General features: G+C 73.4%; 16 protein-coding genes and 1 pseudogene. 13 read left to right on the top strand and 4 right to left on the bottom strand.

Features of this window, described 5'->3' with window-relative positions; genetic code table 11:
• Positions 1 to 237: 237 nt before the first annotated feature.
• A complete protein-coding gene (mfd, locus tag ACIBNE_RS06600; protein ID WP_399270343.1) occupies positions 238 to 3780 on the top strand; it encodes a transcription-repair coupling factor in 3543 nt (1180 codons plus the stop codon).
• 104 nt (positions 3781 to 3884) lie between these two features.
• Here mfd and ACIBNE_RS06595 read toward each other — a convergent pair whose 3' ends face one another.
• A complete protein-coding gene (locus tag ACIBNE_RS06595) occupies positions 3885 to 5189 on the bottom strand; it encodes an SGNH/GDSL hydrolase family protein (RefSeq protein WP_399270342.1) in 1305 nt (434 codons plus the stop codon).
• 61 nt (positions 5190 to 5250) lie between these two features.
• Positions 5251 to 5835, bottom strand: coding sequence for a TetR/AcrR family transcriptional regulator (locus tag ACIBNE_RS06590; RefSeq protein WP_399270341.1), 585 nt, complete (start codon positions 5833 to 5835; stop codon positions 5251 to 5253).
• A gap of 179 nt (positions 5836 to 6014) precedes the next feature.
• Here ACIBNE_RS06590 and ACIBNE_RS06585 point away from each other — a divergent pair, with 179 nt between their 5' ends.
• The 5 genes and pseudogenes from ACIBNE_RS06585 to ACIBNE_RS06565 all read left to right on the top strand — a co-directional run bounded on the left by ACIBNE_RS06585 (position 6015) and on the right by ACIBNE_RS06565 (position 12267).
• On the top strand, positions 6015 to 6899 hold the full coding sequence (locus tag ACIBNE_RS06585; protein ID WP_399271246.1) for a hypothetical protein: 885 nt from the start codon (positions 6015 to 6017) through the stop codon (positions 6897 to 6899).
• A 144-nt stretch (positions 6900 to 7043) separates the two neighbouring features.
• Positions 7044 to 7796 (top strand): annotated as a pseudogene (locus ACIBNE_RS06580) (HNH endonuclease family protein); the annotation flags it as partial.
• A gap of 232 nt (positions 7797 to 8028) precedes the next feature.
• Positions 8029 to 8790, top strand: a complete 762-nt coding sequence (locus tag ACIBNE_RS06575) for an N-acetyltransferase (RefSeq protein WP_399270340.1) — start codon at positions 8029 to 8031, stop codon at positions 8788 to 8790.
• 142 nt (positions 8791 to 8932) lie between these two features.
• A complete protein-coding gene (locus tag ACIBNE_RS06570) occupies positions 8933 to 11182 on the top strand; it encodes an N-6 DNA methylase (protein ID WP_399270339.1) in 2250 nt (749 codons plus the stop codon).
• A 200-nt stretch (positions 11183 to 11382) separates the two neighbouring features.
• Positions 11383 to 12267 (top strand): hypothetical protein, encoded by an 885-nt coding sequence (locus tag ACIBNE_RS06565; protein WP_399270338.1) that lies wholly within the window; start codon positions 11383 to 11385, stop codon positions 12265 to 12267.
• A 25-nt stretch (positions 12268 to 12292) separates the two neighbouring features.
• On the opposite strand, the gene ACIBNE_RS06560 is transcribed toward ACIBNE_RS06565, so the two are convergent.
• Positions 12293 to 13921 carry a lytic transglycosylase domain-containing protein gene (locus ACIBNE_RS06560; protein WP_399270336.1) on the bottom strand — a complete coding sequence of 543 codons (1629 nt, stop codon included), beginning with the start codon at positions 13919 to 13921 and terminating at the stop codon, positions 12293 to 12295.
• 205 nt (positions 13922 to 14126) lie between these two features.
• On the opposite strand from ACIBNE_RS06560, the gene ACIBNE_RS06555 reads away from it, so the two are divergent.
• Positions 14127 to 14903, top strand: coding sequence for a hypothetical protein (locus ACIBNE_RS06555; RefSeq protein ID WP_399270334.1), 777 nt, complete (start codon positions 14127 to 14129; stop codon positions 14901 to 14903).
• A 118-nt stretch (positions 14904 to 15021) separates the two neighbouring features.
• On the opposite strand, the gene ACIBNE_RS06550 is transcribed toward ACIBNE_RS06555, so the two are convergent.
• Positions 15022 to 18876, bottom strand: coding sequence for a GEVED domain-containing protein (locus ACIBNE_RS06550; RefSeq protein WP_399270332.1), 3855 nt, complete (start codon positions 18874 to 18876; stop codon positions 15022 to 15024).
• Positions 18877 to 19158: 282 nt separating this feature from the next.
• Between ACIBNE_RS06550 and ACIBNE_RS06545 the strand changes: the two genes are divergently transcribed.
• The 6 genes from ACIBNE_RS06545 (at position 19159) to ACIBNE_RS06520 (ending at position 24096) form a co-directional block, all read left to right on the top strand.
• On the top strand, positions 19159 to 19629 hold the full coding sequence (locus ACIBNE_RS06545) for a hypothetical protein (protein ID WP_399270330.1): 471 nt from the start codon (positions 19159 to 19161) through the stop codon (positions 19627 to 19629).
• Positions 19630 to 19904: 275 nt separating this feature from the next.
• Entirely contained in the window at positions 19905 to 20243 is a 339-nt protein-coding gene (locus tag ACIBNE_RS06540; protein WP_399270328.1) for a hypothetical protein, read from the top strand.
• A gap of 89 nt (positions 20244 to 20332) precedes the next feature.
• A complete protein-coding gene (locus tag ACIBNE_RS06535; protein WP_399270326.1) occupies positions 20333 to 21082 on the top strand; it encodes an ATP-binding cassette domain-containing protein in 750 nt (249 codons plus the stop codon).
• Positions 21082 to 22377 (top strand): ABC transporter permease, encoded by a 1296-nt coding sequence (locus ACIBNE_RS06530; protein ID WP_399270324.1) that lies wholly within the window; start codon positions 21082 to 21084, stop codon positions 22375 to 22377. Before ACIBNE_RS06535 ends, ACIBNE_RS06530 begins: the two co-directional genes overlap by 1 nt.
• Positions 22364 to 22969, top strand: coding sequence for a hypothetical protein (locus ACIBNE_RS06525; protein WP_399270322.1), 606 nt, complete (start codon positions 22364 to 22366; stop codon positions 22967 to 22969). Before ACIBNE_RS06530 ends, ACIBNE_RS06525 begins: the two co-directional genes overlap by 14 nt.
• Positions 22970 to 23298: 329 nt before the next feature.
• The gene (locus ACIBNE_RS06520) at positions 23299 to 24096 is read left to right on the top strand and encodes a helix-turn-helix domain-containing protein (RefSeq protein WP_399270320.1); all 798 of its coding nucleotides are present in this window, start codon (positions 23299 to 23301) and stop codon (positions 24094 to 24096) included.
• The last annotated feature ends 17 nt before the right edge of the window (positions 24097 to 24113 follow it).

The following is a 24113-nucleotide window of genomic DNA, read 5'->3' as shown; positions in this document are numbered from 1 at the left end:
GTACGGGACGAGAGTAGGGGCGCACCCCGCTTTCCCGGTCGTACGGCTACCGCATGGTGGACAGGGGGGGCGGGCGCGCCCCGCCGGGAGCGCGGGGAACCGCACGCGGGGACCCGCACGGGCGACGCCCGCCCCGTGCGGGCCGCGCCTGTCAGTGGGGGGTCGTACGCTGGACACCCCCGGCCCGTACCACGTGTCGGGCCCTCGCGATGCCACCCCGCCCGAAACGGAAAGCTCATGAGCCTGCACGGCCTGCTGGATGCCGTAGTACGTGACCCGGCGCTCGCGGAAGCGGTGAAGGCCGCGGCCGACGGCCACCGCATGCACGTCGACCTGGTCGGCCCCGCCGCCGCCCGCCCCTTCGCGGTGGCCGCCCTCGCGCGCGAGGCGGGCCGCCCGGTCCTCGCGGTGACCGCGACGGGCCGCGAGGCCGAGGACCTGGCGGCGGCGCTGCGCACGCTCCTGCCCGAGGACGGCATCGCGGAGTACCCCTCCTGGGAGACCCTGCCGCACGAGCGCCTGTCGCCCCGCTCCGACACGGTCGGCCGCCGCCTCGCCGTGCTGCGCCGCCTGACGCACCCCTCGCTGGACGACCCCGCGGCCGGCCCGGTCAGCGTCGTCGTCGCCCCGATCCGCTCGGTGCTCCAGCCGCAGGTGAAGGGCCTGGGCGACCTGGAGCCCGTATCCCTGCGCACGGGGCAGACCGCCGACCTGAACCGGATCGTCGAAGGACTGGCCGCCGCCGCGTACTCCCGGGTCGAACTCGTCGAGAAGCGCGGCGAGTTCGCCGTGCGCGGCGGCATCCTGGACGTCTTCCCGCCCACCGAGGAGCACCCGCTGCGGGTGGAGTTCTGGGGCGACGACGTCGAGGAGATCCGCTACTTCAAGGTCGCCGACCAGCGCTCCCTCGAAGTCGCCGAGCACGGCCTGTGGGCCCCGCCCTGCCGCGAGCTGCTGCTCACCCCCGCCGTACGGGAGAAGGCCGCGGCCCTCGCCGAGGCCCACCCGGAGCTGGGCGAGCTGCTCAACAAGATCGCCGAGGGCATCGCGGTGGAGGGCATGGAGTCCCTCGCCCCGGTGCTCGTGGACGACATGGAGCTGCTGATCGACGTCCTGCCCAAGGGCGCGATGGCCGTCGTCTGCGACCCGGAGCGGGTCCGCACCCGCGCCGCCGACCTCGTGGCGACCAGCCAGGAGTTCCTCCAGGCGTCGTGGGCGGCGAGCGCGACCGGCGGCGAGGCCCCGATCGACCTGGACGCCGCCTCGCTGTGGGGCATCGCGGACGTCCGCGACCGGGCCCGCGAGCTGGACATGATGTGGTGGTCGATCTCCCCGTTCGCCGCCGACGACGAGCTGGCCGACCACACCGACGACACGCTGAAGCTGGCGATGCGCGCCCCGGAGACGTACCGGGGCGACACGGCCCGCGCGCTCGCGGACACCAAGCAGTGGCTGGCCGACGGCTGGCGCGCGGTGTACGTCACGGAGGGCCACGGCCCCGCGGCCCGCACCGTCGAGGTGCTGGGCGGCGAGGGCATCGCGGCCCGCCTCGACGCGGACCTCGCGGAGGTCTCCCCGTCCGTGGTGCACGTCGCGTGCGGCGCGATCGACCACGGCTTCGTCGACCCCGGGCTCAAGCTCGCGGTCCTCACCGAGACCGACCTGACCGGGCAGCGCACGGCCAGCAAGGACATGGGCCGCATGCCGGCCCGCCGCCGCAAGACGATCGACCCGCTGACCCTCCAGGCGGGCGACTACATCGTGCACGAGCAGCACGGCGTGGGCCGCTACATCGAGATGGTGCAGCGCACGGTCCAGGGCGCCACCCGCGAGTACCTGCTGGTGGAGTACGCCCCCGCGAAGCGCGGCCAGCCGGGCGACCGGCTGTACATCCCCACCGACCAGCTGGAGCAGGTCACGAAGTACGTCGGCGGCGAGGCCCCGACCCTGCACCGCCTCGGCGGCGCGGACTGGACGAAGACCAAGGCCCGCGCGAAGAAGGCGGTCAAGGAGATCGCCGCGGACCTCATCAAGCTGTACTCCGCGCGCATGGCGGCGCCCGGCCACACCTTCGGCCCCGACACGCCCTGGCAGCGGGAGCTGGAGGACGCCTTCCCGTACGCGGAGACGCCCGACCAGCTGTCCACCATCGCCGAGGTGAAGGAGGACATGGAGAAGTCCGTCCCGATGGACCGCCTGATCTGCGGCGACGTCGGCTACGGCAAGACGGAGATCGCGGTGCGCGCGGCCTTCAAGGCGGTGCAGGACGGCAAGCAGGTCGCGGTCCTGGTCCCCACCACCCTGCTGGTCCAGCAGCACTACGGCACCTTCTCGGAGCGGTACGCGCAGTTCCCGGTCGTCGTCCGCGCCCTGTCCCGCTTCCAGTCGGACGCGGAGGCGAAGGCGACGCTCGAGGGGCTGAAGGACGGCTCGGTCGACGTCGTCATCGGCACGCACCGGCTGTTCTCGTCCGAGACCAAGTTCAAGGACCTGGGCCTGGTCATCGTCGACGAGGAGCAGCGCTTCGGCGTCGAGCACAAGGAGCAGCTGAAGAAGCTCCGCGCCAACGTCGACGTCCTCACCATGTCCGCGACGCCCATTCCCCGTACGCTCGAAATGGCGGTGACGGGCATCCGCGAGATGTCCACGATCACCACCCCGCCCGAGGAGCGCCACCCGGTGCTCACCTTCGTCGGCCCGTACGAGGAGAAGCAGATCGGCGCCGCGATCCGCCGCGAACTGCTCCGCGAGGGCCAGGCGTTCTACATCCACAACCGCGTCGAGTCGATCGACCGCGCGGCGGCGCGGCTGCGCGAGATCGTCCCCGAGGCGCGGATCGCGACGGCCCACGGCCAGATGTCCGAACAGGCCCTGGAGCAGGTCGTGGTGGACTTCTGGGAGAAGAAGTTCGACGTGCTCGTCTCGACGACGATCGTCGAGTCCGGCATCGACATCTCCAACGCCAACACGCTGATCGTGGAGCGCGGCGACAACTTCGGCCTCTCCCAGCTCCACCAGCTGCGCGGCCGCGTGGGCCGCTCGCGCGAGCGGGGGTACGCGTACTTCCTGTACCCGCCGGAGAAGCCGCTGACCGAGACCGCCCACGAGCGCCTGGCGACCATCGCGCAGCACACGGAGATGGGCGCGGGCATGTACGTCGCGATGAAGGACCTGGAGATCCGCGGCGCCGGAAACCTGCTGGGCGGCGAGCAGTCGGGCCACATCGCGGGGGTCGGCTTCGACCTGTACGTACGGATGGTGGGCGAGGCGGTCGCCGACTACCGCAAGTCGCTGGAGAGCGGTGGGGCCGAGGACGAGGCGCCCCTGGAGGTGAAGATCGAGCTGCCGGTGGACGCGCACGTCCCGCACGACTACGCGCCCGGCGAGCGGCTGCGGCTCCAGGCGTACCGCGCGATCGCCGCGGCCAACTCCGAGGACGACATCAAGGCGGTGCGCGAGGAGCTGACCGACCGCTACGGCAAGCTGCCGGAGCCGGTCGAGAACCTGCTGCTGGTGGCGGGCCTGCGGATGCTGGCGCGGGCGTGCGGGGTGGGGGAGATCGTCCTCCAGGGGTCGAACATCCGCTTCGCGCCGGTGGAGCTGCGGGAGTCGCAGGAGCTGCGCCTGAAGCGGCTGTACCCGCGTACGGTGATCAAGGGCGGCGCCCAGCAGATCCTGGTCCCCCGCCCGACCGCCGGGAAGATCGGCGGGAAGCCCGTGGTGGGCCGCGAACTCCTGGCGTGGACGGGCGAGTTCCTGACGACGATCCTGGGCTCGTAGGGGGCCCGCTCGCACAGTTTCCCCGCGCCCCTCCAGGGGCGCGGGGCTGTGTCGATGTGCGGCTCCGCCGCGCGGGCGCGGTCCTCTGACGCCCCCGGCAGGGGTTACCGCAGCTCGGAGAGGTCGATGGCCTGGGCCATCGCGACGTACCCCGCGTCGCTCGGGTGGAGCTTGTCCCCCGAGTCGTACACCGGAAGCAGCCGGTCTCGATCGGCCGGATCGGCCACCGCCCGGTCGAAGTCGACGACCGCGTCGTACTCCCCGGAGCCGCGGATCCACGCGTTCACCGCGTCCCGCTTCTTCTCGTTGAGCCCCTTCGGGTCGTCGTAGAACGACCCCTTGATCGGCGTCAGCGTCGCCCCGATCACCTTCAGGCCCCGCGCGTGCGCCTGCCGGATCAGCGACCTGTGCCCCTCGATGAGCTGCCGCGCGGACACCTCGGGCGTCCCTCCGATCGGCGGCCCCTGGAAGCTCGCGCCGATGTCGTTGATGCCTTCGAGGACGATCACCGTCCCGATCCCGCGCTCGTTCAGCACGTCCTTCTCGAAGCGCGCGATCCCCTTCTCGCCTGCCCACGTCGTGTCGTTGACGACCTGGTTGCCGGAGATCCCGTGGTTCAGGACGGCCCGCTCCTGCCCGGCGGCGGCGAGCCGCTCGGCGAGCTTGTCCGGGTAGCGGCCGTTGGCGTCGACCGTGGAGCCGACGCCGTCGGTGATGGAGTCCCCGAAGGTCACCACGCCCTTGCCGCGCCCGGCCCCGCGTCCCGCCGTGCCGCCGCTGACCTCGACCCCCGTGAGGAAGTACCAGGACTCGCTGGTCTCCTTGAACGCCTCCCCGCCCCGGTCGGCCCGGTGGTCCCCGGCCGCGCGGAAGCTCTTCGCACCGGCGGTGTGGTGGAAGGTGCCGGGCCCGGTGGGCGCCGCGAGGTACAGCGTGACGGAGACCGACTCGAACGCCTCGACCTCGAACGGCACGCCGTCGCTGAGCGCGGTCCCGCCCGCCGGGATTGTCAGCGCACGTCCGTGACCGAACGTCAGGTCCCGCACCGAACCGGCCTCGACGGCCGCGCCCCCGTCCGTACGGGCGATGGTCGCGCCCGCGATCCGCAGCGGGGCGGTGCCGTACCGGTTGGAGAGTTCGATGCGGGCCTTCGCGCCGCCCTTCGTGACGCGCACGACCTGGCGGACCGTCTGGTTCGCGAACCCTTCCTGTGACCAGTTCGGTCCGAAGGGGGCGGCGGGCGACTGCGGTGAGGCGGCCCAACTGCCGCTCCAGGAAGCCGCCTTGTGCGGCGCGTGCCCGGAGTCGAGGGCGATCGCCGTGCCGGGCAGCGCGGCGAGGACCGTCGCGGAGACCAGTGCGACGGCCGCCCCGCGTACGGAGTTGCGGCTGGAGGTTCCTGCGCCCATCGTTCCCACCCCTTGCTCTGTGCGTGCGTTGCAAGGTGGTCAAGCGCGCCCGCCCGCCGGGCTATTCCGGTGTCCGGCCGGACGGCGGTGTGAAGGAAATCTCGGCCAGAACGCGGAATACGTCCTCGGGGTCCCCGTCGCCCACCGCCCGCTCCAGGTTGTGGGTGAGCAGCAGCGTGGCGAAGCCGTGGGCGAGCGACCAGGCGGCCACGCCCGCGAGTTCGGGGTCGGCGCCGAGCTGGGCGACCGCCGCGCGCAGCTCTCGCGTCGAGCGGTCCTTCGCCGCGACGAGGTCCGGGTCGTCGGCCCGGTACAGCTCGGGCTGGAACATCACCTGGAAGTGCGCGGGGTGCCGCGTCGCGAAGCGCACGTAACCCACGCCCGCCTCGCGCAGCCCGTCGGCCTCGGCGACGGCCTCGGCGAGCAGGTCGTGGCCTTCGGCGGCGATCGCGGTGAGCAGGCCCGCGCGGTCCTTGAAGTGGTGCGCGGGCGCGGCGTGCGAGACGCCGGCGCGGCGCGCGAGGTCGCGCAGCGACAGGGCGCCGGGCCCTTCGGAGCGGATGACGTCGAGGGCGGCGGCGAGGATCGCGTGCCGCAGGTCGCCGTGGTGGTAGCCGCGGGGAGCGGTGCTGTCGGTGGTCGCCATGACAGCAGCGTACGCGGGATCTAGTCATTGACAAATTCGCCGGGGGGCGGGCAATCTAGCCAGTGACAAGATGTGTGTACGGAGGAGGAACCGTGACCGAGCCCGCCGTAGCCCCCGCCCCTGTCTCTGCCCCCGCCCCCGCACCTGCTTTCGCTCCCGCTCCCGAGCGGGTCCGCCAGATGTGGCACCTGCTGGAGCCGCTGCACGCCCTCCTCTACTACGCGCCCGAGGCGAACGCCGAGGCGGCGGCGCTCGGTTACGCCACCGACGAGCGCTGGCCCTCGTACTTCGCCTGGCGGTCGGCGCCGCTGGGCCCCGTGTCCCCCGAGCTGGTCACCGCGGTGTTCCACAGCTTCAGCCCCCGCATGGTCGCCGCGTACGTCCCCGCGATCCGGGACGTGGCCCTGCCGTCGGAGGTGCTGGCGGCCAGGCTCAGGGCGGTGGACCGGACGTACCGCGCGCTGTTCGGCGACGCGCTGGCGTCCCCGGCGCTCGCGGAGGCCGCCGAACTGGCCCGTACGGCCGCCGGATCCGCCGACCTGGCGGGCCGCCCGATCGCGGCGGCGAACGCGGCGCTGCTCGCCGGGACGCGGTCCGCGCCTTCCGGCGCGCCGGGGGCGGGCCCCGCGCTCCCCGAAGCGCCGCACCTCGTCCTCTGGAAGGCCGCGACCGTGCTCCGCGAACACCGGGGCGACGGCCACGTCGCGGCGCTGCTCGCGGCCGGTCTCGACCCGGTCGAGACGCTGGTCTCCTTCGCGTCGGTCGGCGCGGCGCCCGTCGAGGTGTTCGCGAGCCGGGGCTGGAGCGCCGAGGAGTGGGCGGCGGCGCGGGCGCGGCTGGAGCGGCGCGGCCTGGTGGACGCGGAGGGCCGGGCGACGGAGGCGGGCCGCGCGCTGCGCGCGGACGTCGAACTGCGCACCGACCGGCTGGCGGCGGGGCCGTGGGCGGCGCTCGGCGAGGCGGGAACGGCGCGGCTCGCGGAACTGCTGGGGGAGTACTGGGTGGGGGCGATCGGCTCGGGCCTGCTGCCGGGCGAGAACACGCTGGGGATCGGGAAGGTGTGAGGAGGCGCGTGCCGCCCGACGCGCCGACGCGTGTCGCACAGCGCGCCGACGCGTGCCGTACGACGCGCTGACGATGCGCGGATGTGCCGACGCGCGCGCCTAGGATGCGGGGTCCCCGCCCCCGGCACCCCAGGAGACGTCACCGTGGCAGGAACGGTCCTCAAGCTCCGTACGGCCCTTCCCCTGGCGGCGCTCGCCGGGGTGCTGGCGCTGACGGGCTGCTCCCCGGAGTCCGGTCCGGGGGCCGGGGCCGACCCGGGGGCGCGGCCGGACGGCTCGGGCGCGGGCCCCGCGTCGCGGCCGGACGGCTCGGCGCTGGCGGCGGTCGACACGCTCGCGGTGAAGGGCAGGGCGCCCAGGACCGGCTACGAGCGGGAACGTTTCGGCAAGGCGTGGGCCGACACGGACTCCAACGGCTGCCGCACCCGCGACGACATCCTGAAGCGCGACCTGACGGAGACCGCGTTCAAGGGCGGCGACTGCAAGGTCGCGACGGGGACGCTGGCGAAGGACCCGTACACGGGCAGGCGCATCCCCTTCGAGCGGATGCGCTCCACGATCGACATCGACCACGTGGTCGCGCTCTCGGACGCCTGGCAGAAGGGCGCGCGGCAGTGGGACGGGCGCAAGAGGGTGGCGTTCGCCAACGACCCGCTGAACCTGCTGGCCGTCGACGGGCCGGCGAACCGCGCGAAGGGCGACGCGGACGCGGCGACGTGGCTGCCGCCGTACAAGCCGTACCGCTGTGCGTACGTGGCGCGGCAGGTGGCCGTGAAGAAGAAGTACGGCGTGTGGGTCACGAGCGGCGAACGGGCCGCGATGAAGCGGGTGCTGGGCGGCTGCGCGCAGGAGGCGCTCCCGTCGGGCGGGAACCCGACGCGGGCGCCGCAGAGGTACGCGCCGACGGAACCGGGGGAGCGCGAGCCGGGCCGGGACGCGCACGCGGACGTCCTCCTGACCCCGTCGGGCAACCACTACCAGCGGGGGCAGCTCTGCGGGAAGGCGCGCCTGGGGCGGACGACGAGGGACGCGCAGGGCGCGGAGCTGAGGTGCGCCGAGCGGGCGGGCCGCCCGTACTGGCAGTAGATATTCGCTGGTCGGTTCGTGTGCGGGGACTTAGCCTGCGCGCATGAACAGCACCACCACCATCACCATCACCACCGTGGCCGAACGGCCGGAGCTCGCCGGGCGCCTCTGGGACTTCCCGGACAGCTGGCCGGGGTTCGTCCAGGAGGACCTCGTCAGCTGGGCGCACTACATGCGGATCCCCGCGGAGTTCCCGGAGTACGTCCTGGTTGCGACGGACGACGAGAGCGGGGCGGTGATCGCGCGGGGCCTGTCCGTGCCGTTCCTGCTGAACGCCGACGACCGGGGCGGGCTGCCCGCACTGGGCTGGGACCAGGCGGTCCTGTGGGCCTTCTCGGACCTGCGGCGCGGGCGGAAGCCGGACACGGTGAGCGCGGTGGAGGTCGCGGTCTCGACCGCGCGCCAGGGCGAGGGGCTGTCGGGCCTGATGCTCGCCGCGATGCGCGAGAACGCGGCGCGGTGCGGGCACGCGGAGCTGGTGGCCCCGGTCCGCCCCAGCGCCAAGCACCTGGAGCCGCGCACCCCGATCGAGGAGTACGCCTTCAGGACCCGCCCGCAGGACGGCCTCCCGCACGACCCGTGGCTGCGCGTCCACGTCCGCGCGGGCGGCGTGATCGAAGCGGTGGCCCCGGCGTCGATGACGGTCACGGGCTCCCTGGCCCAGTGGCGCGCCTGGACGGACCTCCCGTTCGACGAGACCGGCGACGTCGAGGTCGAGGGCGCCCTGGTCCCGGTCCACTGCGACGCACAGCAGGGCCACGCGGTCTACGTGGAACCGAACGTCTGGGTCCGCCACCGCATCTGAACACCCGTCCACCGGGAGCCGCGACGCGGGGACTGTGAGCCGATCCCGCGGAAGGAACACCGCGGCGGCGGGTCAATGGCGACGGGGGCTGTGAACCGAGTCAACATCGCTCACGGGGATCCGGTCGACCAACCCGGTGGCTATGATCAGCGGCACACACAGGGCGCGCGGCGAGGGAGACGGCCAGGTGTCGGGGAGGGTGCGGGACGCCGGGGAGGTCACCGCCGCGGGAATCGCCCGCCTCGCGGGCGTCGGGCGCGCCGCGGTCAGCAACTGGCGGCGGCGTCACGCCGACTTCCCCAAGCCCGTGGGCGGCACCGAGACCAGCCCGGCCTTCGCGCTCGCGGAGGTCGAGGAGTGGCTGCGCCGCCAGGGCAAGCTCGCCGAGGTGCCGCTGCGCGAACGCGCCTGGCAGCAGGTCGCCGACCACCCCGCAGGGTCGCTCACCGCCCTGGTCCACGCGGGCTGCGCCCTGCTGCTGCTCAGGGAACGGCCCGCCGAATGGCTGGAGCCGGGCGCCTCGTCCGACGTGCGGCTGTCGCGGATGCTGCCCGCCGCCCTCGAAGCCGTACTCGCTCCGAGGCTCGGCCCGCCGGGACCCGGGCGCGCCGTCCGCACCCCGGACCCAGAGCAGCTCCTGCCCTCGGCGCCGCTGTTGCGCTCGGCCGTCGAGCTGGCCGCCGAGACGGGGGTGCGGCAGGCCTTCGAGTTCCTGCTCGGCCGCCACCTCGACGCGAACCCCCGTCAGTACACGCTCACTCCGCCGGGCCCCGCCGCGCTGATGGCCGCCATCGCGGGCCCCGCGGCGACCGTCCTGGACCCGGCCTGCGGCACCGGCGCCCTGCTGCACGCCGCCGTCTCGGCTCCCGCCGACGCGCCCCCCACCGCCGTGTACGGCCAGGACTCCGACCCCGGCCTCGCCGCACTCGCCGCACTCCGGCTCGCCCTGCGCTCCTGCGCCGACGTCCGGGTGGCCGCCGCCGACACCCTGCGCGCCGACGCGCACCCCGGCCTCACCGCCGACGTCGTCCTCTGTCACCCGCCCTTCAACGAGCGCGACTGGGGCCACGACGAGCTGGCCTACGACTCCCGGTGGGAGTACGGCTTCCCCGCCCGTACGGAGTCCGAGCTGGCGTGGGCCCAGCACGCCCTCGCCCGCCTCCGCGAGGGCGGCACCGCCGTGCTCCTGATGCCCCCGGCCGCCGCGTCCCGCCGTTCGGGCCGCCGGATCCGCGCCGACCTGCTCCGCAAGGGCGCCCTGCGCGCGGTGATCGCGCTGCCGCCCGGCGCCGCGCCGCCGTACGGCATCCCGCTCCACCTCTGGGTCCTCCGCAAGCCGGGAGCCAAGCCGGGATCCCACTTCGGCACCACGCCCGGACCCCGCTCCGGCACCGCACCCGCGGACGCACCCGAAGCCGAGCCGGACGCCGCCCCCGGCCTCCTCCTGGTCGACGCGGCCGCGGCCACCGCCGCACCGTCCGGGACGGGCGCACCGCAGTCCATCGGCAAGACGGGCAAGGCGAGCAGGACGAGCAAGACGGCCAAGACAGCCAAGGCGGGCAAGGCGGCCAGGGGCGACTGGCCCGCCGTACAGAAGGCCGTCCTGGACGCCTGGCGCGACCCGGCGACCGACCGCCCCGGCGTGAGCCGCACCATCCCGGTCGTCGAACTCCTCGACGACGACGTGGACCTGACCCCGGCCCGCCACCTGCCGCCCGCCGCGACGGGCGACGGCGCGCCGGACCTCGCGCGGGTGCACGGCCTCCTGTCCGAGACGCTCCGCGAGACCGCCCGGCTGACCCCCGCGGCCCCGCCCCCGGGGTCCGCGCGCCGCACCCTCCCGCTCACCACGCTCGGCGAGCTGGCCCGCGCGGGCGCCCTCACGCTGCACTCGGGGGGCGCGGGCACGGGCGCCCACCCCGTCCTCACCGACCTGGACGTCCTCGCGGGCCGCTCCCCGACGGGCACGCTCCCCGAAGGCCCGCCCGAGGAGCCCGTCCTGACCGCGCCGGGCGACGTCGTCGTGCCGGTGCTCGGCGGGCGCGCCGTCGCCCTCGTCGTCGACGACGCCACGGCGGGCGCGGCGCTCGGCCGCGGCCTGACGCTGCTCCGCCCCGAACCGGCCGAACTGGACGCGTGGTTCCTCGCGGGCTTCCTGCGCTCCACGGCCAACCGCCGCCGGGCCAGCAGCTACGCCTCAACGGCCGCCCGCCTGGACGTCCGCCGCCTGCGCCTCCCGCGCCTCCCGCTGGAACAGCAGCGCGCGTACGGCGAACGGTTCCGCGCGATCACCTCCTTCGAGGAGGCCCTGCGCGAGGTGGGCAGCCTGGGCGAACAGCTGGCCCAGGGCCTGTACGACGGCCTGGCGGACGGCACGGTCACGGCGACCTGACCCGTACGCGGCGCAGTGCCAGGAACCCGTCACGCCTACGGAATCCGCAACAGAACCGACCGCCACCCTTCTGCCGCTTATCACCCGAACAGGTGAAGTACTCCAATTGGGCTAGGTTTCGGCCCCATGGGGAGGCATATGCTCCCGGCAATTACCAAGGCGCATGCCTTCGCCGTCGGCTCACAGAACGGTCACCACCCATGGTCAGCGCTCCCCACGAGGCCCTGCACCGCATCTTCCAGGAGTACCCGGAGGTGTTCACCCAGGTCTCCCGCACCCTCGGCCTCGACTTTCCCGCCGTCACGTCGGCGACCGTCCTCTCGCCCGACCTCACCGAGGCCAGGCCGGTCGAGCGGCGCGTCGACACGCTGTTACGGATCGAGACCGAGGCGGACGAGCCCTTCCTCCTCGCCGTCGAATCACAGGGCAGGAAGGCCCACGACAAACCCGTGAACTGGGCCTACTACATCGCGTACCTGCATGCGAAGTACGAGCTGCCCGCCGTCCTGCTGGTCGTCTGCCAGGACCGCGCCACCGCCGAGTGGGCCGCCAGGCCGGTGCGGCTCGGGCCCCGCCCCTGGCGCACCATGACGCTGTACCCGCTGGTCGCGGGGCCCCACAACATGCCCGTGATCACCGACCCGGAGCAGGCCGGGGAGAACCTCGTCATGGCCACCCTGGCGGCGATGACCCACGCCAGGGATCCGCAGGTCGGTGCCATACTGAAAGCACTCTCCACCGCCCTGCGCAAGCTGCCCGACAACATCTCGTACCCCCTAGCCGAATTCACCGCACAAGGGCTGGGAAAGCTCCCGGCCGCCCACCAGTGGAGGAATCTGATGGCCGTGGACCTGTCCTTCTACACGTCCGAGATCTGGCAGGAAGCCCGTTCGGAGGCCCGTTCGGAGGGGCGAGTGGAGGGCCGTGCCGAGGACGTCCTGCGGCTTCTCGACCGGCGCGGCATCGACGTATCCGACGAGCAGCGCGAGCGCGTCATGTCCTGCGCCGACCTCGACGTCCTCGGCGAGTGGTTCGACCGGGCCGTCACCGCCGCCACCGCCGACGAGGTCTTCGCCGGGGAGTAGCCCGTCGGGGACGAGCGGCGGACGGTCAGCGGACGGTCAGGGGCAGGGTGAGGGCCAGGCCGTCCGGGGTCGTCAGGCGGAGGGTGTACGTGCCAGGGGCGGGGCCCGCCTGGAGGGCGGGGAGCTTCAGGGTGCCCTTCTCGTCCGTGAGCAGCGGGCCCGGGAGGGGCGGCGCGAAGCGGGGGCCGTTCGGCACCGGGCCGTCCGGGCCCTCGAACGTCGCCGTCAGGAGCACTCCCGCCGCCGGGGCGCCCTTCAGCGTCGCGCGCACGCGGACCTCGCCGGTGAATTCCGCGCCCGCCTCCGCCGCCAGGACCGGCGCGTCGGGGGCCGTCAGTTCGTCCGCGTGCGGCGTGACGCGCGAGGTGAACACGACCGGCGGGGCCGTGGTGTTCAGGAGCGTGGCCCGCACCCGGACCTCGCCCGGGGTGCCGGACGCCGTCAGCCGGGGCGCGGTCGCCGTGCCGTCCGGGGACGCCTCGACCGTGATCGCCGTACGTCCTCCCGGGAAGCCCGCGCCCTTCACCTCGTAACGCACCCAGCGCTTCTCGCCCCCGACCCTGACCTTCGGCCGGTCCGCGAACTCCTCGCCCGTCCGGGCCGGGGCCAGTTCGGCGGGGCCGATCCGGGTGAGCGTGGGGGAGGGGGTCGGGGGAGGGGTCGGCTTGGGCGTCGGCTCGGGCGTCGGCTTGGGCTCAGGGGTCGGGGTCGGGGTTGGGGTCGGCTTCGGGGGCGGCACGGGCTTCGGCTTCTGCGGCGGCACCGTGGGCTTCGGGGCCGGCGGGGGCGTCACCTCCGGTACGGGGACCGGGAGCGGCGCCGGAGGCAGGGGCGTCGAAGTCCGCGGCGTCTCGGGCCCGTTGGGCAGCTCGGCCACCGGCGCGCCCTGGTACGTGCGCATCCACCCCAGCACCGTGTTCACGTACTCCCGCGAGCGGTTGTAGCTCAGCACCGCCGCGTCCAGGTCCGCCGCCCGCGACAGGTCCCGGTCGGCCGCGCACAGGTACAGGCCCGTCGCGAGCGCCGCGTCGTAGATGTTGTTGGGGTCGCGCACCCCGTCGCCGTCGCCGTCCGCGCCCGCGGTGGCCCAGGTCGACGGGATGAACTGCATCGGGCCCACCGCCCTGTCGTACTCCGTGTCGCCGTCCCAGCGGCCCCCGTCCGTGTCCCGGATCAGCGCGAACCCGGCGCCGTCCAGGCGCGGACCCCGGATCGGCTGGGCGGTCGTGCCGTCGGGCCGCAGGCCGTAGCCGCCCGCGTGCTGCGACTCCACCTTGCCGATGCCCGCGACCAGCTCCCACGGGAGGCGGCAGCCGGGGAGCGACGCGGTGACCGCCTCGCCCGCCCTGCGGTACGCGTCCAGGGCGGTCGCCGGTATGCCCGTACCGCCCGCGTCCGTGCCCGCGTCCGTGCCCGCCGTGCCGGGGACCGGCACCGCCAGCGGGGGCAGCGGCGTGGTGTACCCGGGCTTCGCCGCGTTGCCGCGCGGCGCGGACTGGTCGCCGCCCGTTCCCGGCTCCCCGGCCTCCGCGCGGTCGGCGAGCGGCGCGGTGCCCAGCACCGTCCCCGCGCTCAGGCACGCGGCCAGGGTCGCCCCGCACAGCAGTTGGCGGGTCAGGCGGGCTATGGGGGCGGAGCGGCGGTGCGAGGGCATGGAGGGATTCCGGGGCAGGCGGCAGCGACAGAGGGGAGAAAAGGTATAGCAGGAGTAAAGCAGATGATTTTCCATGGCATTTTCTGGGGGTGTTTGACCTGGTTGGGGACCTAGGTCCCGGCTCTCTCGGGCCTTTTGTTTGCCCCGGAGGCAAGCCCGGCGCGAGATAATTCCCTTTCCTTTCACCGGAGTTCTGGTGAGTTCCGTGGGAGATGGGGGTGGGCTCGTGGAGCGGGCCGTGCGCGTGGCGGGCGCCGTCTGCTGCTGGCTCGTCGGCCTCGTCCTGGCGACCGGCGCGGTCGGACTCGCCGCCGAGGTCCCCGCGAGCCTCCGCGTCGAGCGCGCCTACGCCTCCGCCGAGCCCTGCCCCCCGCACGTGCGCGGCGGGGCCGACAGCGACTGTCTGTACGAGATCCACGCCGAGGTCACCGGCACGGTCGTCAAGGGCGGCCGGTACAGCGAGTACACCCTCGGGCTCAAGGGCCGCGAGCCCCTGCCGGAGAAGGTCTCCCTCGGCGACGACGAGCCGCTCCTCGGCGGCCTGGACCCGGGCGACAGCGTCACCGTCACGCTGTGGCGCGACTACCCGACGGCCGTCTCCCGGGGCGGCGTGACGCAGGTCAGCGCCGAAACCCCCGACGGCGAGGCGGACTTCACCACCGGGTTCGCCCTCTTCGTCGCCGTGGCCGCCGCGTACCTCTTCTTCGCGGGCTGCGTCCTGGTCCGTGCGCGCCGGGGCGGCGGGCACGCCCTCGTCGAGGGACTGGTCCACGCGTCCGTCGCGGTGGGCTGCGTCATCGTCGCGGGCTTCGTCGGCGCGGCCGCCGCGGGTCTCGTCGGGCCCGACCGGCCGGGCCCGTGGGCGGTCCTCGCGGCCTGGGGCCTCCTCACCCCGCCCGCGCTGGCCGTCACCCGCGCCCTGCGCCGCCGCCGCGCAACGGCCCGCCGCCGCGCGGCGCCCCGCACCGACGGCCTCGGGTAGCGCACGCGGAAACGGCTCGGGCCCCCACCACCAGGCGGGGGCCCGAGCCGTTCCGTCATGCCGTTCCGTCAAGACGTTCCGTCAAAACGCGGGCTCTCACGAGCCGCGCGTCACGCGCCTACCTCCGGGCCCTCCGCCTCTTCGCGAAGAGCAGGACCAGCCCGCCCGCCGCGAGCATCGCCGCCGCGTAGGCCGTGAGGACCGTCCCGTCGAGCGTCCCGGTCTCGGGCAGCTTCGGGCCGGGGCCCGGCTGCCCGACCGGCGGCGGCACGGGCTCGGGCTCGGTGTCCACCGTCGCCCTGCCCGGCTCCGACACCACCGGCTCGCCGCCGGGGCCCGTCCCGCTCGCCGTCGCGGTGTTCCGCAGCGGCTTGCCGGTCAGGTCGGCCGCGACGACCGTGTACGCCGCCGTGCAGTCGACGCTCCCGCCGGGCGCCAGCGACCCGGTCGCGGGGCACTCGACGGGCCCGAGCTTCCCGTGGCCGTTGAACTCGCCCTCCTTGACCGCGATGTCGCGGAGGCTGACGTTCCCGGTGTTGGTGACCGTGAAGGTGTAGGTGATGACCTGCCCCGCCCTGGTCGCCCGGTCGGTGCTCGCGCTCTTCGCCAGCTTCAGGCCCGGCGCGTGCCGCGCGGGCACCCGGGCGTCGGCCGGCGGCGAGGTCACCGGCGGCGCGCCGCCCGGCGGCGTACCGGTGGCGGTCGCGGTGTTGGTGAGCGAGCCGCTGTCGACGTCGGCCTGCGTCACGACGTACGTCGCGGTGCAGGTCGTCGTGGCGCCCGCGGCCAGCTTCGTCACCGGGCAGTCGACCGGGGACATCTTCCCCGTACCGCTGAACTCGCCCTCGTCGACCGACAGGTCGTCCAGCGTGACGTTGCCGGTGTTGGTGAGGAGGAAGGAGTACGTGACCGTCTCCCCGGCGACCAGCTTGTTCTCGTTCGAGGACTCGGCGCTCTTGGCGAGGTCCAGGCCCGGCGCGGGCGGCACGTCCACCTCGGTGGAGACCGGCGGCGAGCCGACCGGCGGGCCGCTGGGCGGGGTGCCCGTGGCGGTCGCGGTGTTCGTCACCTTCCCCGCGTCGACGTCCGCCTGCGTCAGCACGTACGTCGCCGTGCAGTGCACCCGCTCACCGGGTTCGAGCGCGGCCGCCTCGTCCCCGCAGCTGATCGGGGAGAGCTCGCCGGTGCCGGAGAACGCGCCCTCGGCGGGCCGGACGTCCCGCACGGTCACGTTGCCCGTGTTGGTGATCGTGAACGTGTAGGTGACGACGTCACCGACCTCGTGCACGGTGTCGGGAGCGGCCTCCTTGGTCATGCTCAGCGCGGGCCGCGAGTCGTGCGGCACCTGCACGGAGGTGGGCGGCGACGTCACCGGCGGGGTGCCGCCCGGCGGGGTGCCCGTCGCGGTCGCGGTGTTGCGCAGCGTGCCCCGGTCGGCGTCGGCCTGCGTCACCGTGTACGTCGCGGTGCACACCACCTGGTCGCCGGGCGCGAGCGACTTCGCCCCGTCCGGGCAGACGGGCTCCGACATCGTGCCCGACCCGTTGAACTCGCCCTCGTCGACCGTGACGTCGGTGAGCGTGACGTTGCCCGTGTTGGTGACCGTGAAGGAGTACGTGATCGTCTCGCCGACGACCAGCTCCTCCTTGTCCGAGGACTTCACGATGCTCAGCGACGGGTCCGGGTCGCCCGGCACCGTGGTCGTGCCCGGCGGGCTGCCGACCGGCGGGCCCGAGGGCGGCGTGCCGGTCGCGGTCGCGGAGTTGTCGACCCGCCCGGCGTCCACGTCCGCCTGCGTCACCACGTACGTCGCCGTGCACTTCAGCTGCGCGCCGGGCGCGAGCGGGGCGCCGTCGGGGCAGTCGATCGCGGACATCTTCCCGGACCCGCTGAACTCGCCCTCGCTGACGGTGACTTCGCTCAGCGTGACGTTGCCGGTGTTGGTGACCGTGAAGGTGTACGTCACGGTCTCGCCCGCGACCAGCGTCTTCTTGTCGGCCTCCTTCTCGACTTCGAGGGAGGGCTTGGGGTCGAACGGCACGCGCGTGCTGGACGGCGGCGACTCGACCGGCGTGCCGCCGCCGGGCGGGGTGCCCGAAGCGGTCGCCTTGTTGTCGATGCTGCCCGCGTCCGCGTCGGCCTGCGTCACGGTGTACTCCGCGGTGCAGGTGACCTTCGCGCCGGGCGCCAGCGAGCGCGCCGCGTCCGGGCAGGTGACGTCGGGTGCGCCGCCACTGCCGGAGAACTCGTGGTCGCTGACGCCGACGTCGGTGAGCGTGACGTTGCCGGTGTTGGTGATCTCGAAGGAGTACGTGACGGTCTGGCCGACCGTCAGCTCGTCCGTCTCCGAGGCGCTCTTGCGCAGCGTCAGGGACGGGTCGGGGTCGGCCGTCACGGTAGTGGTCGACTCGTCGGAGACCGGGGGCGTACGGCCCGGGGGCGGGGTACCGGTGGCGGTCGCGGTGTTCCTGACCGACCCGGCGTCCGCGTCGGCCTGCGTCACGGTGTACTCCGCGGTGCAGGTCACCGAGTCGCCCGGCTCCAGCGTCCCCGCCGGGCAGGTGGCCTGCGGCGCGGTGCCCGTGCCGGTGAACGTGCCCTCGTCGACCTTCACGTCCCGTACGGGCACGTCGCCCGTGTTGGTGACCTCGAAGGAGTACGTGACCTTCTCGCCGGCCTTGGCGACGGTCTGCGGCGAGGCCGACTTCTTCAGCGACAGCGCGGGCGGGCCGACGACCCGCAGCGGCCAGTCCTCGACCTCGCCGGAGTCTGCCATGCCGGTCGCGGAGCGCACCTGGTCGGCGGTGTAGCCGAGGCGGAAGCGGGTCCAGGTGTTCCCCGGCTTGATCCCCTCGGGGAGCGTCCAGGTGAACGTGACGCTGTCCGCGCCCGGGGCGACGTCCGCGACCGCGCGCCGGGCGTCCGAGAAGGACCCGTCGCCCGTGACGTCGAGCCACGCGGCGGCGTACGCCTGCTTCGAGACGCCCCTGACCGGGACCGTCACCGAGTAGGTCTGCCCGGACATCTCCGTGTGCAGCTCGGGGAAGTCCGGGTCCATGTCGTTCTCGTCGTCCTCGCGGCGGCACGCCGCCGTGAGCGCGGTGTTCTGGTTGTCCTCGGTGACGTCGGGGCCGAGCGCCAGGTCGCTGACGACGTGGCTGGCGTTGCCGTACGAGGAGGGCGCGTTGGAGCAGTCGTCGCGGATCATCGCCGACAGGGCCCAGGCGTCGGCGCCCGCGCTGCCCGACGCCGCGTTGACGGCCCGGCCCTGCGTGACGAAGTCGACCCGGAAGACCATCGTGCTGACGTCGCCGCGCACCGGGACGCTGCCGCAGCCCGCGCGCAGCGCCGCGTTCGCGTTCGAGCAGTTGAACTGCGAGGTGTTGCTCAGCGGCCTGACGGTCTGTCCGTCGACCCGCAGCGTGGCGCCCGCGCTGGCCGGGCGCAGCGTGGCGCCCCCGTCGCCGTCCAGGAGGGTGAGGCGCACGGAGGTGCCGGGGTCCGCTTCGCCCCCGGTGTTCGCCCCGATCCCCGCGAAGTTCAGCACGGGGTCGTGCACCGGGTGCTTGAACCGGACGAACAGGTTGCCCGAGAAGCAGACCGAGTTAGCCGCGCAGTTCTGCTGGGGCAGCGACTGCACCTTGATCGCGTACCCCCTGGCGGGGTCGATCTGCGGGTCGTAGTGCGCGGCCCTGGGCTCCCCGATGGTGCTGAGGGTCAGGCCCTCCTGCACCTCCTGGTTCCCGTTGACCGACGTGGACAGCTGCATCCCCGAGGGATAGGGGATGTGCCGCACGCCGTTCAGCCCGGTGACGCCGGTGCCGCTGCCGCTCGGCTGCTCGTACGCGACACCGGGGACGGCGGTCGCCACCACGGCGAGCGTCGCGGCGACCGCCGCGAGCCCCCGCCGCAGCGGCAGCCGCCGCCCTGGCGGTCTTGGCCTGAGGCCTGGTGGTCGGAGTCTGGCGAGCAAGGACACGGGTCACCCCTGTGGGCCCGGCACGCCACTTTCCTACCTGGAGGGCGCGCACACGTTACGGAACGTGCGCAACGTATATTGCGGACAAGTCGGTCATATGCTTTGCCTCGCCCTGATTCCTCGGGCAATACCGCAATTCACTTGTTCGGCGGACGCCTCGGCCCGGGTCGGCCCGGGCCCGGGGGCCGGGGCGGTTCTTGGTGTCGCACCCGATCCCGCCGCTCAAGGTGTGCGTCCCCTTGGGCGACGCGTGCGGCGTCGTCGCCCGTATGGCCCATGGGGGATCGATTCGGCGGCCCCGTGCGGGTGACCCCGCGCATGGCGGGGGTGGCCGCGGAGCAGGTGGCTGGCGCGTTCACGGGCCGCCAGGCCCCTTACCGGAAGGTCTTCATGCGTCTTCGTCACACCGTCGCCGCGGCTCTCGGCGCGCTCGCCCTGGTCGTCACCCTGCCGACCTCCGCGAGTGCCGCCACCGGTGACTTCTCGTACAAGTTCGTCGGCCTCGACGGATCGCCGCAGTCGGCGACCGTCCACGATCCGGCCGGGCCGGGCTGCGTCACGATCCCCGAGGTCGCGGATCCCGGGTCCTCGTCGCCCGCGTTCGCTCCGCACAACGACACGGACTCGTGGGTGATCGTGTTCACGGAGCCCGACTGCACGGGGGACTCCTGGACGCTCCGTCCGCACGGGCGGCCCGCGTCGGACCGGTTGCTGCTGCGTTCGGTGTTCGTGACCGAGATCCGCTGAGGCGGGGGCATCGGGGTTCCCGCCCACCGGGGACCCCGTTGCCCGAAGACGCCGTTTCGCCTGCGGCGGGCAAGTTCCCCGAGCCCCTGGCAGAGCCCGTTCGCACCGGGGTCGAACAGCCCCGCAGATGCGGCCAGAAGCTGCCCGGATCCGGTCAACATTCCCTGACCCGACTTATTCCTGCGCTCCGCTTTTGCGGTGCGTGCTAGCGTCGCGATTCGCAGGCTGGGGATGGCTTATTGATCTCCGAAATTCTATTCCTAGGGGGGATCTAGGTGAGTTTCGCGGCAGGTCGAATAGCGGGATCGAAGATCGTGAAGGGGGCTGTCGTCTCGGGTTTGGCGGCTGTGGCGATCGGACTGGCGGCGCCGTTGTCGAACGCTTCCCACGAGGCTTCCTGGGACGAGGGGTGCCGAGGATACTGGTACTCCACGTCCGGCCACGGTTACTGCTACGACGCTTCGGACTTTCCGGATTTCGGGTACTACACGGGGTACGACTGCAACGCCCAGATCGACACGCAGCACTACGACAAGCTGTACAGCGGCTACATCGGCAAGTTCGACACCTACGAGTGCAGGTTCAAGATCAATAAAACCGACGTGCACAACTGACCGGCCATGCAGGGCGGGCCCGTGGTTCCGGCGGGCCCGCCCTGTGTTTCAGGGAAATTTAATTTATGACGAATCATCCTGTGGCTCGCTTGACGGCTCTCGCGCAGGGGTATGCCGGTCGCTGCGTCATCGAGGGTCTCGATCTTTCCGTCGAACCCGGCGTCACCGGCTTATTGGGGCCCAATGGAGCGGGCAAGACCACGCTTTTCCGTACCCTGGCCACCGTCGCCCCGCCGCTGAGCGGAAAGCTGGAGCTGTTCGGCGAGCCCGTCACCAATGAACGGCAAGCCCGCCGAGCCCGCCGTCGCATCGGGTACCTCCCGCAGGACTTCGGCTACTACCCGGCCTTCTCCGTCGTCGACTTCGTCCGCTACTGCGCCTGGCTGCGCGAGGTTCCCGCCAAGAAGGCCGAACACGCGACCCGGGAAGCCCTTGCCGCCGTGGGTCTCGCCGACCGGGACCGGCACCGCATGAAGTCGCTGTCCGGCGGCATGCTCCGGCGCGCCGGCATCGCCGCGGCCATCGTCGGCTCCCCGTCGCTTCTGCTCCTCGACGAGCCCACCGTCGGCCTCGACCCGGCGCAGCGCCTCGACTTCCGCGAGCTGATCCGCTCCCTCGCCGGGGCCGGAGCCGCCGTCGTGCTCAGTACGCACCTGGTGGAGGACGTGGGCGCGGCTTGCGACTCCGTGCTCGTACTGAACGACGGCCGAGTGTGTCACCGGGGCACCCCTCGGCAGCTGGCGGAACTGGCCGCGCCGACGGCCCCGGGCGACAGCCCCCTGGAACGTGGCTACATGACGGTGCTCGGCAGGCAGCCGCTGAGCGAAGGCGCCGCGTGATGCACGTCTACCGGATCGAGCTGCGGCGCTCACCGCTCCTGACCGCGTTCCCGGTGATGGTCGCCGTGGACCTCGTGGTCCTCTTCGGACGGTCCAGGTACTGGATCGGGGTCTGGCCCGAAGCCAGTGTGGCGGCACAGGTCGTCACGCTCTTCCTGGGGTCGGTCCTCGCGGGCGTTTCGGCCTGGCAGGCCGGCCGGTCCTCACGTGCGGGCATGCCGGAGGGGCTGCTCGCGGCGGCGAGGCCGGGCTGGCGGATCGAGGCCGCGCGGCTGGCCGCCACCCTCACGCTCGGATTCCTGGCGTACGGGATCGGGTGCCTGACCGCCGCGGCCGTCTCCTTCACCGACGCGGGCCCCGGCTTCCTGTGGCCGTCCTACCTCCTGCTCGGGGCCTCGACCCTGATCGCCTTCGCTTCGGTGGGGCACCTCGCGGGGCGCTGGTGGCCGTCGGCCGCCTTCACGCCCGTCGTCTGCGCGGTGGGCTGTTTCATCAGCATGCTGGCGCTCCCGTTCAGGTTCGACGTCCTCGCGGGGCCTCCGGACCAGCACCTGGACCCGGTTCCGGTCGCCGTGCGGCTGCTGTTCGCCTGTGCGCTCGCGGTGCTCGCGGTGACGGCGCCACCGCTGCGCGGGAACACCGAACGGATGCCCTCCTGGGGCACCCCGCCGTCCGTCCGCTTCGTCGCCGTGGGCGCGGCGGCCGTGTCCCTCGCGGCGCTGCTCGCGGTGCCCGCCGCCGGTGAGCTGCGTGTGGACCGCCCGGCGTCGGCGGTCGTCCCGCGGTGCGACCGCGCCGAGGAAGGCGCGCCGCGCGTGTGCGTGTGGCCCGAGCACCGCAAGTACCTGCCGGATCTGACTCGCATGGCCCAGCGCCTGGGCCGGTCGGGGCAGCCCTGGATGAAGACGCCGGAGGAGTTCTACGAGTTCGGGCTGCGGCGGACCAAGTGGGGGGACCGGGGCTTCGACATCGCCGAAGGCCATGTGCGCACGGCGGCGTTCGCCATGGCCGACCAGGTGTTCACCGAGTCGATCGGCCGCTGCCGGCCGCCCCGGGAGGACGAGGCGGCCTGGGCCGCCATGGACAACATCCGTCTCTGGCTGGAGTACCACTCCATGGGCCAGGACCCGGCCGACGCCGACAAGGGGCTCCACATGGCGGGAGTCGACGAAGCCCAGCGCGAGGCGGGCGAGGCCGTGCGGACGTCGGCGGCCGAACAGCGGACCTGGCTCGCGCGGGAGCGCGACCGGCTTCTCCGCGACCCCTCCTGGTGCGGGCCCGATGACCGGTTCTGACCTTCTCCGCTACGCACGGGTCCACCGGGGGGCGGCGGTCCTGGCCGGTGTGTCCGCCGTCGCCCTCCTCTCGGCCGTCTTCGGCGGAACGCGCATCGCGCTGCCTTCCATCGGAAGCGGGGGCGTCACCACGGGTGTGCCCTATCGCCAGGAACTCCCGCTCCTGACCGCTGTCTTCCTCACCGCGATGCTGGGCGGCCCCATGGCGGTGCACGACGCCATGGGCGCGTCCGCGATGCATCGGGTGCGCGCCGCGTACTGCACGGCACTGGTCCTGGCCGCTTGTGCCGTTTCCTTCGGCGTCGAGGCGTTCGCCGTCGGCCCGGAGGCCGGAGTCGTCTTCGTCCGCTCCCTCCTGATCTGGTTCGGTCTCGCCCTGCTGTCCGTGCGGCTGCTGGGACACCAGCTCGGCTGGGTCGTTCCGCTCGCATCGGCCTTCTTCTTGGTCTGGTACCCCGGCAGTTGGTGGGACTGGACGATGAAACCGGCCGCCGACCTGTTCGGTTGGGCCGTGGCCGGGGGCGCTCTGTTCGTCGGACTGGCCGCCACCGCGATGACGCCTTGGCGGCGGAAGACCTTCCTGATGCGCTGACGTGCTTGCGTCACCCCGGAGTGCCCCCGCCCCCCGGGCATTCCAGGAGGCGCCCCTTACCGCGTCGTGGGTTCCCGCGACGCGGTGCGGTGCGACATCAAAAGCCTTAGCCCCTGGGGGAAGCACCCTCCGAACCGGGCCGGTCACTCGCGCGGGTGACATTCGGCAACTGGGCTGGATTTACGTCCCGTTCGCGGGCATATGCTCGCCGCGACCACCCACAGCAAAGCGACGGCCCTCGCAGGGACAGCAATCCCGCACGAGGGCCTGGCCATCAAGGAAGAAGCGCTTCCGCGAGGGCCTGACCATCAAGGAAGAAGTGTTTCCTCATGGCTTTACAGCAGCCTAGCGCGCCCCCGCGCACCCGCACCCCGTCCGGCGTGATCCACGCCAACACCCGTCACGCCACCCGCTACACCGTGATCGGCAACCACCTCGCCCAGCACCGCGAACTCTCGCTGCTCGCGATCGGCCTCGCCGCGCACATCCAGTCGCTGCCCGCCGGTTCCCCCATTGGCATCAAGTTCCTCGCGGCCCGCTTCCCGGAGAGCGAGCACCGCATCGCCGCAGCGCTGCGGGAGTTGGAGCGGTACGGCTACCTGTCCCGTACGCGCGAGCGGCTGCCGGGCGGCAGGGTCGTGACGCGCACGGTCTCGTACAACCAGCCGGGCGCCCCCGCGAAGGCCCCGGCCCCGGCCCCCGCCCCGGAGCCTGAGCCGGTGCGCGAACCCCCGCCCCCACCGGCCCCGGAGCGGCCCACCCCGGAGCACTCCACGGCCACCGCCCTCCTCGCGGACCTCCGCCGCCACGAGCCGCGCCTCACGCTCGCCGAGCGGGACGTCCACCGGCTGGGTCCGGCGGTGGCCCAGTGGCTCGACCGGGGCGCGACACCGGAAGCCGTGCGCCGCACGCTCACCGCGTCCCTCCCGGACGACCTGAGACACCCGGCGGGCCTCCTCGCCCACCGCCTCACCACGCTGCTGCCCCCACGGCTCCCGACGCCCCCGGGCCCCCCGCCCCCGCTCCAGAACTGCGAGGGCTGCGACAGGGCCTTCAGATCCCCGACTCCTGGCCACTGCGCCACCTGCCGCCCCGCTGGCCGCCCCGACCTCAAGGACGCCGCCTAGCATGAACGTGACGACCC

The sequence above is a fragment of the Streptomyces sp. NPDC050504 genome (assembly GCF_044458065.1).
GTDB lineage: Bacteria > Actinomycetota > Actinomycetes > Streptomycetales > Streptomycetaceae > Streptomyces.
The sequence above is the reverse complement of the archived record's forward strand: the minus strand, read 5'-3'. Positions and strand labels throughout refer to the sequence as shown.